This window comes from Propioniciclava soli (genome assembly GCF_014858005.1).
In the GTDB taxonomy this organism is placed as follows: Bacteria; Actinomycetota; Actinomycetes; order Propionibacteriales; family Propionibacteriaceae; genus Propioniciclava; species Propioniciclava soli.
Map to the genome: position 1 here is coordinate 441,706 of NZ_JACYOT010000004.1, position 16,509 is coordinate 458,214.

Consider the following 16,509-nt stretch of genomic DNA (forward strand, 5'->3'; position numbering starts at 1 on the left):
CGTGGCCGCGCCCGCCCCTGCGCGTGGGCCCGCGGAGGCCCTCGTCCGGCTGCCGCGGCTGCGCGAGGACCCCTTCCGCGAGATCGCCCGGCGCATCGGGCTGGTGGTGTTGATCATGGCCCTCAACACCGCGGTGGTGTGGTTCGACCGCGCCAGCTATGCCGACAACATCAACCAGGACGGCATCAGCCTGATCGATGCGGTGTACTACGCCACCGTCACCGTGACCACCACGGGCTACGGTGACATCACGCCCGTGTCCGACCACGCCCGCCTGCTGAACGCCATCGTCGTGACGCCGCTGCGCATCGCGTTCCTGGTGTTGTTGGTCGGCACGACGCTGGAGGTGCTGGCCAACCAGGGCCGGCAGTCGATCCTGGACGCCCGCTGGAGGAGGAAGATGCGCAATCACACCGTGCTGCTGGGTTACGGGACCATGGGGCGCAGCGCGCTGCAGACGCTGCTGCGCAGCGGGGCGCAGCGCGACCGCGTGGTCGTGGTGGACGCCAACCCCATCGCGGTGGACGCCGCGAACCACGACGGCATCGCGGCCTTCCACGGCGACGCGACGTCACGAGATCTGCTGCGGCGCGCCGAGCTGCCGAAGGCCAAGCACATCATCATCACGGTCAACCGGGACGACACGGCGATCCTCGCCACGCTGACCGCCCGCCAACTCAACCCGCACGCGCACATCGTGGCGTCGGTGCGCCAGGCCGAGAACATCTCCCTGCTGCGGCAGTCCGGCGCCGACGGGGTCGTGACGTCCTCGGACGCCGTCGGTCGCCTCGTCGGGCTGGCCACCCTGAGCCCCGACATGGGCAACCTCATGGACGACCTGCTGACCCACGGCGAGGGGCTGGAGATCTCCCAGCGCAACGTGGCTCCCGACGAGGTGGGCGCCGGCGCGGAAACCATCACCGGCGAGCAGGTGCTCGGCGTGGTGCGCGGTGGGCTGCTGCGGCGCTTCTACGACCCGAGCTGTTCGACCCTCAAGACGGGTGACCAGCTCATCGTGGTCCGCCCCTCGCGCGCGCGGGCGCAGGCGGGGCGTTCGGAGCGTGCCGACAGCGACTAGGCGCACCGGCGGCGTCCGGGCGCTCGTGGGGGCCGGGCAGGGCCTAGACTCGGGCCACGAGCGGGAGGTGGGGCGATGAGTGAGACCATGCCGGGTGACCAGGCCCTCGGCGAGGCCACGTCCGCGGCCGCCGCGCCCCCGCCGCCGGACCGGGCACCCGAACGCCTGAGCATGCGCAAGGTGCTCGCGCGCCTCGGCTCGGCCAAGCCGGTGGGCGCGGTGCAGCTCGAGCCGTTGCTCGCCGCCATGCGCCAGCACCACCCGAAGGCGGACGCCGCCCTCATCGAGCGCGCCTACCGGGTGGCCGAGCAGTACCACGACGGCCAGCTCCGCAAGAGCGGCGACCCCTACATCACCCACCCGCTGGCGGTGGCGTCCATTCTGGCGACGCTCGGGATGAACGAGGCGACCGTGTGCGCGGCCCTGCTGCACGACACTGTGGAGGACACGGACTACTCACTGGAACAGCTGGGCGCCGACTTCGGCCCGGAGATCGCCCGCATGGTCGACGGCGTCACGAAGCTCGACAAGGTCAAGTACGGCGAGACGGCCAAGGCGGAGACGATCCGCAAGATGGTTGTGGCGATGAGCCGCGACATCCGCGTCCTCGTGATCAAGCTGGCCGACCGGCTGCACAACATGCGCACGCTGGGTTCGCTGCGGCAGGACAAGCAGATCCGCATCGCCAACGACACCCTCGAGATCTATGCGCCGCTGGCCCACCGGCTCGGCATGAGCGCGATCAAGTGGGAGCTGGAGGACTTGGCGTTCTCGGTGATCGAGCCGAAGGTGTACTCCGAGATCGTGAAGCTCGTCGCCGAGCGCGCGCCCCTGCGCGAGCAGTACCTGCGCACGGTCATCGACCAGGTGAACGCCGATCTCGCGGCGAACCGGATCAAGGCGGTGGTGTACGGCCGGCCGAAGCACTACTACTCGATCTACCAGAAGATGATGGTGCGGGGTCGGGACTTCTACGACATCTACGACCTCGTGGCCCTGCGCATCCTGGTGGACGACAAGCGCGACTGCTACGACGTCCTCGGCATCCTGCACAACCGGTGGAAGCCGGTGCCGGGCCGGTTCAAGGACTACATCGCGATGCCGAAGTTCAACCTGTACCAGTCGTTGCACACGACCGTGCTGGGCCCGGGCGGCAAGCCGGTCGAGCTCCAGATCCGCACCCACGACATGCACCGGCAGGCCGAGCACGGCGTCGCGGCGCACTGGCGCTACAAGGAGGGCAAGAGCGCCGGCAACGAGATCACGTGGGTGCAGTCGATCTCGGAGTGGCAGAAGGAGACCGAGGACTCCGGAGAATTCCTCGACACGTTCACCGAGGAGATCGTCAAGAACGAGGTGTTCGTGTTCTCGCCCAAGGGCGACGTCATCTCGCTGCCGGCGGGGTCGACGCCGGTGGACTTCGCCTACGCGATCCACACCGAGGTCGGTCACCGTTGCATCGGCGCGCGCGTGGACGGTCGCCTGGTGCCGCTGGACTCGACGCTCGACATGGGGATGAGCGTCGACATCATCACGTCGAAGGCGCCCACGGCCGGGCCGAGCCGGGACTGGCTGGGGTTCGTCAAGACGCCTCGCGCGCGATCGAAGATTCGGCAGCACTTCAGCCGGGAGCGGCGCGACGAGGCGATCGAGACGGGCAAGGACGCCTTGGCGCGACAGATGCGGCGTCAGCAGTTGGCGTCCCGGCTCTTGACGAGCGAGGTGCTCGTCGGGCTGGCGCAGCACTTCCATGTGTCCGACAGCCAGTCGCTGCTCGCCGCCGTCGGGGAGGGCACCATCGGCGCGCAAGCGGTGATCGCGCAGCTCGTGGAGTCGATGGGCGGGGGCGTGGCCGCGGCGGAGGCGTCCCTGGTGGACGAGGCGCTGCTCCTGCAGCCCGGACGCAAGCTGCCGCGCGGGCACACCGGCGTCGTCGTGCAGGGGGACGCCGGCCTGCAGACCAAGCTGGCGAAGTGTTGCCTGCCGGTGCCGGGGGATCCGATCGTGGGTTTCGTGACCCGCGGGGACGGCATCTCGGTGCACCGCGAGGACTGCACGAACGTCACCGCCCTGCGGCGGATGTCGGACCGGATGGTCGACGTCTCCTGGGCGCCCACCACGGACGCGGCATTCACCGTGGCCGTCCAACTGGAGGGGATCGACCGGCAGGGCATGCTCTCCGACGTCACCCGGGTGCTCTCGGAGCTGCACACCTCCATCGCCTCGGTGAGCGCGAACGCCACCCCGGACCACGTGTTCACCATGCAGCTCACGTTCCAGGTGGCCGACCCCAGCCTGTTGGAGACCGTCATGACCGGCCTGCGGCGCCTCCCGGGTGTCTACGAGGTCAACCGGGTGAAGCCAGGCTGATGGGGGCTGGTCGGGGTTGGTCGGGGCTGATCCGGGGCTGCTCCGGGGCTGGTTGGGGCTGCTCGGGGCTGATCCGGGGATGATCGGGACTGCTCGGGGCTGGTGGGGGCTGGTCGGACTGGTTGGGGCTGATCCGGGTCGGGATCCTCGGTGGTGGCGGTTGCGCCCCCGCGGCCGTGATCGGCGCCGACACGCACACTTCGGTCTCAAACCCTCCTCTAGGGCGCGTGATCACCCCCGTTTGAGCGCCGCGCAGGCAGGGGAGCGGCCCCGGGGTGGCGGACGCTCGATGCCTGGCCTGCTCGTGGCCCGAAGCGGAGGTACCTGGCGCACCTCGGAGGCAGGTGGCGCACTTCGAATGCACGTGGCGCAGTGCAACTCACCTGGAGGGCCTTGGACGGGCCGCCACGTGAGCTGCACTGCGCCACGTGCCCCGGACGCGCGCCACGTGGGCTCCGACGAGGTGACCCCCGGCGTCCTCGTGCCTGGCCGGGGACACACCTCCCTGTCCTTGACGCCGCCGCCCTGCCCGAAGACGACCAGAAGCCTGTTGCGAAGGCAGGGTGGTGGGATTCTGGCAGGGCGGCGGACGTAAGGACAGGGTGGCGGGCCCAGCGACAGGGTGGCCGTCGCAACGACAGGGTGGCGGGGCCAGCCACAGGGTGGCCGTCGCAATGACAGGGTGGCGGGCCCTACCGCCAAGGACGCCGTCGCAACGACAGGGTGGTGGGACCTCTCGACAGGGTGGCGCCCCCAACGGTGGCCCAGAACCCCAGGGAACGCCCCCAACGAGGGACTCGGCGGCATCCAGACCGAGCGGCCGACCGCACGCGTACCGGCAATGCCTGACGCCGGCCGCACGCGTCCCGGCAATGCCTGACGTCAGCCGCACGCATGCCGGCAAGGCCGGACGCCCGTTGCTTGCGTCCCGGCAACGCCGGACGCCCCAGCGCGCAGCGCGCGGACGGGCGTCCGCTCAGCGGGTGAAGTCCGCCAGGGTGGCCTTGGCCTGATCGAGCCAGGTGGTGTAGGCCGCGACGGAGTCCTGGGCCTTCTTGACCGCGGACGCGTCCCCGCGGGCCTCGGCCTTGGCAATCCGCTCCTGCAGCTTCTCGATCTCGGCGCTGAGCATGTTCACCGTCTCCTCGGCGCGCTGACGCGCTTCGGGATCGGTGCGCTTCCACTCGGCGTCCTCGGCCTCCTTGACGGCACTCTCCAGCTTGCGGAGCCGCTGGTCGAGCGGGCGGATCGCGTCGCGCGGCACCTTGCCGAGCGCGTTGTACTCCTCCAGGAACGCTCGGTACGCCGTGCGCGCCGCGACGGGATCGGTGACGGGCAGCAGATCCGCCTCCGCCTTCGTGAGCAGCTCCTCCTTGGCAGTCTGGTTGCCGGCGAACTCCTCGTCCTGCACCGACTGGGCCGAGGTGCGGGCGTTGAAGAACTGGTCCTGCAGCCCGCGGAACTCGGCCCACAGCTTCTCGTCGGCGTCGCGCTGGGCGGAGCCGGCGGCACGCCAGCGGTTCATCAGTTCGCGGAACGCGCCGGCCGTCGGCCCCCAGTCGGTGGAGTCGGCCAGCTCGCGGGCCTCGGCGATGATCTCCTGCTTCGTGGCCTTCGCGGCGTCCCACTTGACCGATTGCTCGGCGAACTGCGCCTTGCGCCGGCGCGTGTACGTGGTGCGCGCGGAGCTGAAGCGGTGCCACAGGGCGTCATCGGTGGCGCGGTCGATGCGGGGGAGGGCCTTCCACTCGTCCAGCAGGGCGCGGAATCGGTTGACGCCGCCGCGCCAGTCGTTGCCCTGGGCGATCTTCTCGGCCTCGGCGACCATGCCCTCCTTGGCGGCGCGGGTCGCCTCGTTCTGCTTGGCCCGTTCGGCCTTGCGGGCCTCCGTCGCCTCGGTCAGCTTCGGCGCCAGGGCGTCCAGCCGTGCCGTCAGCGACGCCAAATCGCCCACCGCGTTGGCCCCCGTCACCGACTTCGTGACCGACGTGATCGCCTTGCGGGCGTCGTCGGGGGAGACGAGCCCCGAGTTCAACCGCTGCTCCAGCAGCGTCACCTCGAGCTCGAGTGCCTCGTACCGGCGGACGAAGAAGGCCAGCGCTTCCTCGGGCGAGACGCCGGGCACCTGGCCGACGGCGCGTTCGCCGTCCGCCGTCGTCACGTGGACGGTGCCGTCGGAATCGACCCGACCGAAGCTCGCCGGACCCTGTGCATCAGTCATGCGCCCCATCTTGCCCCATAACGCGCGCGCGGTCGCGCCGAGTCCCAATCGCTAGGGTGGGAGCCATGTTCCTGACGTCCTTCCCGGCGGGCCCGTTGCAGGCCAACTGCTACGTCTGGTCCGCCGACGACGCCCACGCGGTCGTCGTCGACCCGGGCGTCAACGCGGCCGACGGCGTCCACGGCATCCTCACCGAACAGGGCCTCACCCTGGACGCCGTCCTCCTCACCCACGGCCACCCCGACCACGTCGGGGCCGCCGCGGACGTGGCCGATCGCCACGGCGTCCCCGCCTATCTGCACGCGGCGGACGCCCCCATGCTCGACCCGGCCACGCTGCCGGACTGGGCTCGCGAGATCGTCGAGCGTTTCGGTGTGAACCACACCGCACCGGCCGACCTGCGCCTGCTCGCCGGCGGTGAAACGGTGGACGCCGCGGGCGCCCGGTTCACCACGGTCGCCGCGCCGGGGCACACGCCCGGATCGCTGCTGTGGCGCGTGGAGCTGCCCGAGCGCTTCGCGCAGGCTCCCGAGCTGACCGAGCTCGTCTTCACCGGCGACGTGGTGTTCGCCGGCGCCATCGGACGTACCGACCTGCCCGGCGGCGACCACGCCACCATGCTCACCACGCTCGCCGACGTGGTGCTGGCCCTGCCGGACACCGCGGCCCTGCTGCCCGGTCACGGCCCAGAGACCACCCTGGCCCACGAGCGGGCCACGAACCCGTTCCTCCGATCCCACTGAAGGTGACCATGCGACCCAAGCCGCTCTCCGGCTTCCCCGAGTTCCTGCCGTCCGGACGCATCGTCGAGCAGGCCGTGCTCGACACGCTGCGCGAGACCTTCGAGCTGCACGGCTTCGCGTCCATCGAGACCCGCGCGCTCGAGACGATGGACTCCCTGACGCGCAAGGGCGAGATCACCAAGGAGGTGTATGTCGTCCGGCGGCTGCACGCGGCGTCCGACGACGTCGCCGAGCTGGGCCTGCACTACGACCTCACCGTGCCGTTTGCGCGCTACGTGCTGGAGAATTCGGGTCACCTGACGTTCCCGTTCCGCCGCTACCAGATCCAGAAGGCGTGGCGCGGCGAGCGACCCCAGGAGGGCCGCTACCGCGAGTTCTGCCAGGCCGACATCGACATCGTGGGCGAGAACACCCTCGCCGAGCACCACGACGTCGAGGTCGTTCTGGTGATGCTCGAGGCGCTGGAGCGGCTCCACGAGCGCTTCGGCGTGCCCCCCGTCGTGATGGCCGTGAACAACCGCAAGCTCGCCGAGGGGTTCTACGCGGGGCTGGGCATCGAGGACCATCTTGCCGTCCTGCAGCGCGTCGACAAGTTCGACAAGATCGGACGCGACGGCGTCCAGAGGTTGCTCGTCGATGAATTGGCGCTGGACGCCGGCGTCGCGGCCACGTGCCTCGACCTGGCCGAGATTCGCACCGCCGACACCTCGTTCGTGGAGCGCGTCCGCGCCCTCGGCGTGCAGCACCCCTTGCTGGACGAGGGGCTGGCGTCCCTGGCAGAGGTGGTGACCGCGGCGGCAGAGGCTGTTCCCGGGCGGCTGGTCGCCGACCTGCGGATCGCCCGCGGCCTGGACTACTACACCGGCACCGTCTACGAGACGCAGATGACCGGGTTGGAGTCGCTGGGTTCGATCTGCTCGGGGGGACGCTACGACGCGCTCGCCTCGGACGGGAAGCGGACGTGGCCCGGGGTGGGCATCTCGCTGGGGGTGAGCCGGATCGTTGCGCCGCTCGTGGCCCGCGGGGCACTGACGGCGTCGCGCTCGGTGCCCTCGTGCGTGCTGGTGGCGGTGGACGCGGAGGAGACGCGCGGGCAGGCGTCCGCCGTGGCGGCGCAGTTGCGGGCGCGGGGCATCCCGACCGAGGTGGCGCCGAAGGCGGACAAGTTCGGCAAGCAGATCCGCTACGCCGACCGCCGCGGCATCCCCTACGTGTGGTTCAGCGACAACTCGGTGAAGGACATCCGCTCCGGTGAGCAGGTCCCGGCCGACCCGCAGACGTGGACGCCGCCGGCGTCCGACCTGCGCCCCACGGTCACCGCGGGCTGACGCCCCCGCTGCCGCGCGGCTCCGGACGACCGGGGCTGGGCGTTTGGACCCGAGGAAATGGCGCCATGGCGCCATTTCCTCGGGTCCAAATCTTCAGAAAACCCTGTCCAGCGATGGACAGGTGTGGCACGCTTCCCCTGCGGCAATCCCGCGCGTCGTGACCGCCTCGGCCCTCCGACGCACCCCGCCCCAGAGAGGAGGCTCTCGATGACCGCGAACGTGATCGTGGTGGTCGAGCGAAGGCTGGATCATCCCCGACCCCGCGTGTTCCGCGCGTGGACGGCCCCCGAAGAATTGGCGCAGTGGCGCGGCAGCCCCGGCTGGCACGTGGAGGCCGAGACGGTGACGTCCGACCTCACGCTCGGTGGGCGCCACCATCACGTGAAGGTGCGCGACGACGACCCGAGCGTCCGCGTCACCACCGACGCCGTCTTCACGGAGTTCTTCGACCCCGACGTCTTCGTCGCCAAGCAGCGCATCACCGGGGACGCCGACATCGACCCCGACACCCCGCTGGAACTCCGCGTCGAGTTCACCGCCCAGGGCAAGCAGGCCACCCTGGTACGCATCATCCAGGGCCCCTACGCCCCGGCCGTGGCGCAGTACCACGCCGACGGCTGGGAGGCCGAACTCGGACGCCTCGACGCGTACCTGGCACGGGAGGAGGCACGATGACCGCCGCCACGACCGTGGTGCGCACCAAGCCGTTGATGAACATGAAGCAGATCCTGCTCATGAACCTCGGCTTCTTCGGCATCCAGTACAGCTTCGGCATGCAGCAGACGGCGGTGACGCCGATCTACAGCTTCCTCGGCGCGAACCCGCACGACCTGCCGCTGCTCAACATGGCGGGTCCGATCACCGGCCTGCTGATCCAGCCCATCATCGGCGCATGGTCGGACAGGGTGTGGAGCGAGAAGTGGGGACGCCGCAAGGCCTTCTTCATCATCGGCGCCATCGGCTGCTCGATCTGCCTGTTCCTCTTCCCGTTCGTCGCCGCGGTGTGGATGGCCGTGGTGCTGTTGTGGCTGCTCGACATCAGCAACAACACCGCCATGGAGCCCTACCGCGCCTTCATCGCCGACCGGCTGCCGCCCTCGCAGGTCGGCAAGGGCTTCCTCGCCCAGTCGTTCTTCACCGGCCTGGGCATCACGCTGGCCAATCTGTCGCTCGCGGTCTTCCAGGCGCTCATCGCCGGCGGCACCGCGGCGGGCATCCCGTATTGGGTGTTCGGCTCGTTCATGCTCGGCGCCGTCTGCTCCATCTCGACCGTGCTGGTCTCCGTGATCTCCACCCCGGAGCTGCCGCCCAGCCCGTCGGAGCTGGCGGAGCTGAAGCGCAAGCGCGAGGCGGGCAACCCGGTGGTCGGCACCTTCCGCGAGATCGGGGAGGCCATCGTGGAGATGCCCGTCGAGCTGCGGAAGCTGGCGCTCGTCTACCTCTTCCAGTGGTACGCCATGAACTGCTACTGGCAGTACGTGGCGCTCACCGTCGCCGACTCGGTGTTCGGGACGACGGACACGCACTCGGCCGAGTACCAGGACGCCGTCGCCTGGACGGGCCTGGTCAACGGCGCCTACAACATCGTCACCTTCAGCGTGGCGTTCGCGCTGGTCGCGATGGCGCGCCGCTACGGCGCGAAGTGGGTGCACATCGGTGCGCTGCTGTGCGCCACGGTGGGCCTGCTCGTCTTCCCGCACATCACCGACCGGTTCCTGCTGTTCGTGCCGATCATCGGCCTCGGCATCGCGTGGGCGTCCATCATGGGGGTGCCCTACATCATGGCCGTCCGCATGGTGCCGTCGTCGCGCTACGGCGTGTACATGGGCGTCATCAACATGATGATCGTGATCCCCATGCTGATCCAGACGCTGACCTTCGGCTGGGTGTACAACCTGCTCGGCGGCGTCCCCGGCAACGCGATCACCTTCGCCGCGATCCTGTTGGGGCTCGCCGCGGTGGCGATGCTGTGGATCAAGGAGCCGCCCATCGTCAAGGACATGGACGAGGTCTCCGTCACCGTTCCCGATTCGCTGTCGCGGGAGGGCTGAGCCATGGCGAGCATGACCCACTACGGCCGCATCGTCGTCGGCACGGACGGCTCGCCGCTGGCGGGCCCGACCATCGCGCGCGCAGCCGTTTTGGCGGCGGACTCGGACGCCGACCTGCTGATCGTCTGCGCGTTCTCGGAGCTGTCGCAGCGGGACGAGGCGCGCGGCGTCCAGGGCCCGAGCGACGCCCGCCGCGGGGCCGTCCTCGGCCGGCAGGCCGCCACGGACGCCCTCGCCGCCGGGGCGGCCATCGCGCAGGGGCTCGGCGCGCGGGTGGCGTCCACCCTGCTCGTGGAGGGTGAGCCGGCCGCGGGACTCGTGCGCACGGCCGAGGCGCGCGGGGCCGCGCTGATCGTGATCGGGGCGATTCGCGACCGCAGTATCGCCAATCGCGTGCTGGGCGACGTGGCGACCGACGTCGTCCGCACGGCGGGGTGCGACGTGCTGGTGGTGCGGCCCCCGGCCGAGCTGGGGGAGCCCGAGGAGTTCGCGGTGCCCCAGGACGACGCCTGACGCCCCGCACACGGCATTTGGACCCGAGGAAATGGCGCCATGGCGCCATTTCCTCGGGTCCAAATGCCCAGTGGCAACCCCCGCACACGGTCCGGGCGCTCGGCGGGGCACTCCGGCTGGGGCGGACGGCGGGGCAGGGCGTGCGGGGTGGACGCCGGCGTCCGGGCTAGGATGGTCGGCGTTGCGCCCGCACCGTCTATGCGGGGCTGAGAAAGGAAGACTGCGTCATGCTGCGGACCCACGAGGCGGGCACCCTGCGCGCCACCGATGTCGGACAGACCGTCACCCTCGCCGGCTGGGTGGGCCGGCGCCGCGACCATGGCGGGGTCGCCTTCATCGATCTGCGGGACGCCTCGGGCGTCGCCCAGGTGGTGGTGCGGGACGAGATCCTCGATTCTTCGGGCGCGCACGACCTGCGCAACGAGTTCTGCATCCGGGTCACCGGCGTCGTCGAGGCCCGCCCCGAGGGCAACGCGAACCCCGATCTGCCCTCCGGCGAGATCGAGGTGGCGATCAGCGAGCTCGAGGTGCTCAACCCGTCCGCGCCGCTGCCGTTCCAGATCGACGAGCGCATCAACGTCGGCGAGGAGGCGCGGCTGCGCTACCGCTACCTGGACCTGCGGCGTCCGGCCCCCGCCGCGGCGATCCGGCTGCGCAGCCAGGTCAACGCCGCCGCCCGCCGCGTGCTGGGCGAGCGCGACTTCGTCGAGATCGAGACGCCCACCATGACGCGCTCGACGCCCGAGGGTGCGCGCGACTTCATCGTGCCCGCGCGGCTCGCGCCGGGCAGCTGGTACGCCTTGCCGCAGAGCCCCCAGCTGTTCAAGCAGCTGCTCATGGTGGCCGGCATGGAGCGGTACTACCAGATCGCGCGCTGCTACCGCGACGAAGACTTCCGCGCCGATCGCCAGCCGGAGTTCACCCAGCTCGACATCGAGATGAGCTTCGTCGACCAGGACGACGTCATCGCGCTCGGCGAGGCCATCGCCGCCGAGGTGTGGTCGCTCATCGGCGTCGAGCTGACGACGCCGTTCCCGCGCCTGACGTTCGCCGACGCGATGAACCGCTACGGCTCCGACAAGCCCGATCTGCGCTTCGACCTCGAGCTCACCGAGCTCACGGAGTATTTCGCCGACACGCCGTTCCGGGTGTTCCAGGCGCCCTACGTCGGCGCGGTCGTCATGCCGGGTGGGGCGTCCCAGCCGCGCCGCACGTTCGACGCGTGGCAGGAGTGGGCCAAGCAGCGCGGCGCCCGCGGGTTGGCCTACGTCACGGTCGGCGAGGACGGCGAGCTCGGCGGGCCGGTCGCCAAGAACATCACGGACGCCGAACGCGCCGGTCTCGCGGCGGCCACCGGTGCGAAGCCCGGCGACTGCATCTTCTTCGCCGCCGGTGCGCGCACCGCGTCGCAGAACCTGCTCGGGGCGGCCCGCAACGAGATCGCCGAGCGGTGCGGCCTCATCGAGCCCGGCAGCTGGAGCTTCCTGTGGGTGGTGGACGCCCCGCTGTTCAAGCCCGCGAACGAGGCGACGGCGGAGGGTGACGTCGCGGTCGGTGAGGGCGCGTGGACGGCCGTCCACCACGCGTTCACCGCGCCGCAGGAGGTCGACACCTTCGACACCGACCCCGGCAACGCGCTGGCGTGGGCCTATGACATGGTGTGCAACGGCAACGAGATCGGCGGCGGGTCGATCCGTATCCACCGCCGCGACGTCCAGGAGCGCGTGTTCGCGATCATGGGCATCGACGAGGAGCAGGCGCAGGAGAAGTTCGGCTTCCTCCTCGACGCCTTCAAGTTCGGCGCGCCGCCCCACGGCGGCATCGCGTTCGGGTGGGACCGCATCGTCGCCCTGCTCGCGGGTGCGGAGTCGATCCGCGAGGTCATCGCGTTCCCGAAGACCGGCAACGGCTACGACCCGCTCACCCAGGCGCCCGCGCCGATCACGCCGCAGCAGCGGCGTGAGGCCGGTGTGGACGCCCGTCCCGCGGACAAGAAGAAGCAGGCGGACGCCGAGGCTCCCGCCAGCTGAGCTGGGCCGCGCTCGGCGAGGGCGCACCCAGCATCAAGGCCGCACCCAGCATCAAGGCCGCCCCGGGAATGCCCCGGGGCGGCCTTGGTGCGTTGCGTCACTCGGTCGGGGCGTCCTCGGGCTCACCGAGCAGGCGGTAGATCGCCTTCTCGGCCTCGCCCAGCGCGGACGCGGCGCGCGCGACCTGCTCGGGCGTGCCGGTCTGGGAGACGGCTTGCACCGCGGTGGCGAGGGTCTGGTAGGCCTGCCAGGCGGTCGGGTCGAACGCGGCCTCGGCAGCCTGGGCCTCGGCGTTGACCGCTTCCCACGGCTTGTCGGCGTTCTCGGCGGGCTCGCGGCCGGCCTCGGTGAGGGTGAAGGCGCGCTGGCCGTCCACCTCGGTCTCGGTGATGAGGCCCTCGTCGACGAGCTGGGCCAGGGCGGGGTAGACCGCGCCCGGGCTGGGCTTCCAGAGCCCCTGGGTCCGCTCAGCGAGGGTGGTGATGATCTGGTAGCCGTTCATGGGCTGCTCGGTGAGCAGCGCCAAGATGGCCTGGCGGACGTCGCCGCGCCGGGCGCGGCCACCCCGGCCCCGTCCTCGGCCACGGCCGCCGCGTCCTGGCCCGCCGGGGCCCATCGGGCCGTGCTCGCCCGGGCCGAACCCACCGGGCCCACCGGGGCCTCCCGGGCCGAACCCGCCAGGGCCACCCGGCCCCATCGGCCCGTGTCCGCCGGGCCCGCCCGGCCCGCCGGGGCCGAACCCGCCGGGGCGGCGTCCGTGACCCTCGGGACCTTCGTGGCCCATGTTCGCCTGGGGGCCGAAGCCCCAGCGGCGCCCGCGCGGGCGTCCTTCGTCGTCGGGGCGCTCGCCCCGGCCACGCCGCTTGCCGCGGCGTCCGTCGCGGCCGCGCTCGCGGCCGTCATCATCGGTCATGCCCAGCCACCAGGGCTGGTTCATTGCGTACTCCATGGGGATGTCCTTTCGTCAGGAGATGTCACTAACGATATATCGAAGATAGCTCTAAAGCAAGTCCATGCACCTCAGCACCACCGCGCCACCGGTGGACGCGCGGCAGGATGGACGCGTGCGCGCGCTCACCTATGACCGCTTCGGCGGCAGCATCATCGTCTCCGACATCGCCGAGCCGACGCCGCCGCCACGCGGGGTCGTCGTGGCGGTGGAGGCGGCCGGGCTCTGCCGCAGCGACTGGCACGGCTGGCAGGGCCACGACGCCGACATCGCCGCCTTCCCCCACGTGCCCGGCCACGAGTTTGCCGGCCGGATCGCCGCGCTGGGCGACGGCGTCACCGGCTTCGCGCTCGGCGAGCGGGTGACCGCGCCGTTCGTCCAGGCGTGCGGGGACTGCCCCACGTGCGCCGCCGGCGACGGCCAGGTCTGCCCGCACCAGCGTCAGCCGGGCTTCAGCGATCCGGGCTGCTTCGCCGAGCGCGTGGTCGTCCACGCCGCGGAGACCAACCTCGTGCGCCTGCCGGACGCGGTGGGCGTCCGGGAGGCCGCGGGGTTGGGCTGCCGGGTGGCGACGGCGTTCCGCGGGGTGGTGCACCGCGGCAGGGTCTGCCCCGGGGAGTGGCTCCTGGTGATCGGCTGCGGGGGTGTGGGGCTCGCGGCCGTCGCGATCGGGGTGGCCGCGGGCGCGCGGGTCGTGGCCGTCGACGTCGCGGACGCCTCACGGACGCGGGCCCGCGAGCTGGGCGCCGAGATCACGCTCTCACCGGCCGAACTCGCCTGTGCCCCCGAGCTCACCGGCGGTGGTGCGCACGTGGGGGTGGACGCCCTCGGCTCGCCCGAGGCGCTGGCCGGCTCGCTGGCGTCCCTGCGGCGGCGGGGGCGTCACGTGCAGATCGGGTTGCTGCCCGACGCGACGACGCCGGTGCCGATGGGTCCGGTCATCGCCCGGGAGCTGGATGTGCTGGGCAGCCACGGCATGGCGGCGTCCGCGTACGCCGAGTTGCTGGCCTGGGTGGCGGACGGCCGGCTCGACCTCGGCGCCCTGGTGGCACCGGGGGAGCCGCTCACGCTGGCCGAAGCCGCCGCGGCGTTGCCGCGCCTGGGCAACGCTGCCTCGCGCGGCGTGGTGCTGGTCGATCCCCGCCGCTGAGGGCCGAGCCGCCCCATGGGCTCGGCCCGTCAGCGCGCGTGGGTCAGGGCACGATCTGGCCGGTCTGGGCGTCCACGACGATGTCGTCGTCGGTCAGGCCGTCGCCGTCGATCTCGACCTCCCATTCGACGTCGGACTCGTCGAACTCGACGTCAGTGACGGTGCCGGGGCGCTCGGCCAGGGCGGTCTCGATGGCTTGCGTGATGGTCACCGAGGCGGCCTCGTACGACGCGACGTCGCCGGCGTCGATGGTGTCGGGGTCGTCGTCGGTGCGCGTGACGGCGGTGCCGTCACCGGAGACCTGGAGTTCGTGGAGCTGGTCACCCACGAGCACGTCCAGCTCCCAGTGGGCGTCGTCCGTCACCAGCGCGTCGTCCCACTCGAGGTCGACCACGCGGCCGTCGAGCTGGGCCTCAGCGGTCTCGATGGCGGCCGTGGCGGCCGCGTTGTGCGCGTCGGCGTCGGTGGCGCCGGCCGTGGAATCGGCGGTCGGCGTCGTGGCCGGGGTGGTGGCGGCATCCGTGACGACCGGCTGGGTGCTGGCCGCGGGAGCGGTGTCGGAGGTTGAGGAGGCGCAGCCGGTGACGGCCATGCCGAGGACAATGGTCGCTGCTGCGAGTGACTTCTTGTTCATGCCTTCCACCGTAGGTGCCCCGACAAGGCAGGGTAGCGTCGGGGAGGTGAGCGACCTCTTCGGCAACCCTGATCCGGAACCCGCCGGCGTCGCGGGGCGCACGGGGGGATCACTGTCCGGCGCGGCCCACGAGCACCTCCCGCTGGCGGTGCGCCTGCGCCCGCGCACCCTGGAGGAGATCGTCGGCCAGCAGCACCTCCTCGGGCCCGGCTCGCCGCTGCGCCGCCTCGCGGACGGCCAGCCGATGAGCGTCTTTCTCTGGGGCCCCCCGGGGGTGGGCAAGACGACGATCGCCTCGGTGGTCTCCCGCGCCACCAACCGACGGTTCGTGGAGCTCTCGGGTGTCACCGCCGGCGTCAAGGAGGTGCGGGCCGAGTTGGACGCCGCCAAGCGCGAGCTGGCCCGCGGCCGCGGCACCGTCTTGTTCGTCGACGAGGTGCACCGCTTCAACAAGGCCCAGCAGGACGTCCTGCTGCCGGCCGTCGAGAACCGCCTCGTCACGCTCATCGCCGCCACCACGGAGAACCCGTCGTTCTCCGTCATCTCCCCGCTGCTCTCCCGCTCGCTGCTGCTCACCCTCAAGCCGCTCACCGACGACGACATCACCGGGCTGCTGGAGCGGGCCCTGACCGACGAGCGGGGCCTCCGCACGCCCGAGGGCGACCCCTACACGCTGGCAACGGACGCCCGCGCCACCCTCGTCCGCCTGGCCGGCGGCGACGCCCGGCGCTCCCTGACGTACCTCGAGGAGGCCGCGGCGTCGGCGTCCGCCCTGGGCAGCACGACGATCACGGGCGAGGCCGTCGAGCTGGCCGTCGACCGCGCCGCCCTGCGCTACGACCGCGACGGCGACCAGCACTACGACGTCATCAGCGCCTTCATCAAGTCCATCCGCGGCTCCGACGTGGACGCCGGGCTGCACTACCTGGCCCGCATGCTCGAGGGCGGCGAGGACCCCCGCTTCATCGCCCGCCGCCTCATCATCCTCGCCAGCGAGGACATCGGCATGGCAGCCCCCTCGGTGCTCACCACGTGCGTGGCCGCAGCGCAGGCCGTCCAGCTCATCGGCATGCCCGAGGGACGCCTCACGCTCGCCCACGCGGTGGTCGCGTGCGCCACCGCACCCAAGTCGAACGCGGTCACCACCGCCATCGGCGCGGCCAGCGCCGACGTGCAGGCCGGCCGCGGCGGCGCAGTGCCGGCGCACCTGCGCGACGCGCACTACGCGGGCGCCAAGCAGCACGGCCACGGGCAGGGCTACCGGTACGCCCATGACTTTCCTCACGGCGTGGCATCGCAGCAGTACCTGCCGGACGACCTCGCGTCCGCCCGCTACTACACGCCCACCGATCACGGCAACGAGGCGCTGATCGCCGAGCGGCTGGGGGCGATCCGCGCCCTGCTCGGGCGTGCGGTCGACGACTGAGGCCGGTGCACTAGGC

The 16,509-nt window shown here is 71.6% G+C and carries 13 protein-coding genes; 10 read left to right on the forward strand and 3 right to left on the reverse strand.

Going from position 1 to position 16,509, the window contains the following annotated elements; all coding sequences use genetic code 11:
* The first annotated feature begins 1 nt into the window (after position 1).
* Both IFY26_RS04760 and IFY26_RS04765 read left to right on the forward strand, forming a co-directional pair.
* Positions 2–1,078 carry a potassium channel family protein gene (locus IFY26_RS04760; RefSeq protein ID WP_232547841.1) on the forward strand — a complete coding sequence of 359 codons (1,077 nt, stop codon included), beginning with the start codon at positions 2–4 and terminating at the stop codon, positions 1,076–1,078.
* A gap of 87 nt (positions 1,079–1,165) precedes the next feature.
* Complete coding sequence (locus IFY26_RS04765; RefSeq protein WP_416046555.1) at positions 1,166–3,448, forward strand: RelA/SpoT family protein; 2,283 nt, start codon at positions 1,166–1,168, stop codon at positions 3,446–3,448.
* 976 nt (positions 3,449–4,424) lie between these two features.
* On the opposite strand, the gene IFY26_RS04770 is transcribed toward IFY26_RS04765, so the two are convergent.
* Positions 4,425–5,669, reverse strand: a complete 1,245-nt coding sequence (locus tag IFY26_RS04770) for a DUF349 domain-containing protein (RefSeq protein WP_232547842.1) — start codon at positions 5,667–5,669, stop codon at positions 4,425–4,427.
* A gap of 65 nt (positions 5,670–5,734) precedes the next feature.
* Between IFY26_RS04770 and IFY26_RS04775 the strand changes: the two genes are divergently transcribed.
* The 6 genes from IFY26_RS04775 to aspS all read left to right on the forward strand — a co-directional run bounded on the left by IFY26_RS04775 (position 5,735) and on the right by aspS (position 12,334).
* Entirely contained in the window at positions 5,735–6,412 is a 678-nt protein-coding gene (locus tag IFY26_RS04775) for an MBL fold metallo-hydrolase (RefSeq protein WP_232547843.1), read from the forward strand.
* Between the two features lie 8 nt (positions 6,413–6,420).
* Positions 6,421–7,740 carry a histidine--tRNA ligase gene (gene hisS / locus IFY26_RS04780; protein ID WP_232547844.1) on the forward strand — a complete coding sequence of 440 codons (1,320 nt, stop codon included), beginning with the start codon at positions 6,421–6,423 and terminating at the stop codon, positions 7,738–7,740.
* 207 nt (positions 7,741–7,947) lie between these two features.
* Positions 7,948–8,415 carry an SRPBCC family protein gene (locus tag IFY26_RS04785; RefSeq protein ID WP_232547845.1) on the forward strand — a complete coding sequence of 156 codons (468 nt, stop codon included), beginning with the start codon at positions 7,948–7,950 and terminating at the stop codon, positions 8,413–8,415.
* Positions 8,412–9,791 carry an MFS transporter gene (locus tag IFY26_RS04790; RefSeq protein WP_232547846.1) on the forward strand — a complete coding sequence of 460 codons (1,380 nt, stop codon included), beginning with the start codon at positions 8,412–8,414 and terminating at the stop codon, positions 9,789–9,791. The genes IFY26_RS04785 and IFY26_RS04790 overlap by 4 nt, the downstream gene beginning before the upstream one ends.
* A gap of 3 nt (positions 9,792–9,794) precedes the next feature.
* Positions 9,795–10,304: a universal stress protein gene (locus IFY26_RS04795; protein ID WP_232547847.1), complete on the forward strand. Its 510-nt coding sequence runs from the start codon at positions 9,795–9,797 to the stop codon at positions 10,302–10,304.
* A gap of 227 nt (positions 10,305–10,531) precedes the next feature.
* Positions 10,532–12,334, forward strand: a complete 1,803-nt coding sequence (gene aspS / locus IFY26_RS04800) for an aspartate--tRNA ligase (RefSeq protein ID WP_232547848.1) — start codon at positions 10,532–10,534, stop codon at positions 12,332–12,334.
* Between the two features lie 97 nt (positions 12,335–12,431).
* Here the strand turns inward: aspS and IFY26_RS04805 are convergent, their stop codons facing one another.
* Complete coding sequence (locus IFY26_RS04805) at positions 12,432–13,283, reverse strand: PadR family transcriptional regulator (RefSeq protein ID WP_232547849.1); 852 nt, start codon at positions 13,281–13,283, stop codon at positions 12,432–12,434.
* 64 nt (positions 13,284–13,347) lie between these two features.
* On the opposite strand from IFY26_RS04805, the gene IFY26_RS04810 reads away from it, so the two are divergent.
* A complete protein-coding gene (locus IFY26_RS04810; protein ID WP_232547850.1) occupies positions 13,348–14,433 on the forward strand; it encodes an alcohol dehydrogenase catalytic domain-containing protein in 1,086 nt (361 codons plus the stop codon).
* 43 nt (positions 14,434–14,476) lie between these two features.
* Here IFY26_RS04810 and IFY26_RS04815 read toward each other — a convergent pair whose 3' ends face one another.
* Entirely contained in the window at positions 14,477–15,067 is a 591-nt protein-coding gene (locus IFY26_RS04815) for a PepSY domain-containing protein (protein WP_232547851.1), read from the reverse strand.
* A 46-nt stretch (positions 15,068–15,113) separates the two neighbouring features.
* Between IFY26_RS04815 and IFY26_RS04820 the strand changes: the two genes are divergently transcribed.
* Positions 15,114–16,493 (forward strand): replication-associated recombination protein A, encoded by a 1,380-nt coding sequence (locus IFY26_RS04820; protein ID WP_416046550.1) that lies wholly within the window; start codon positions 15,114–15,116, stop codon positions 16,491–16,493.
* Positions 16,494–16,509 lie beyond the last annotated feature (16 nt).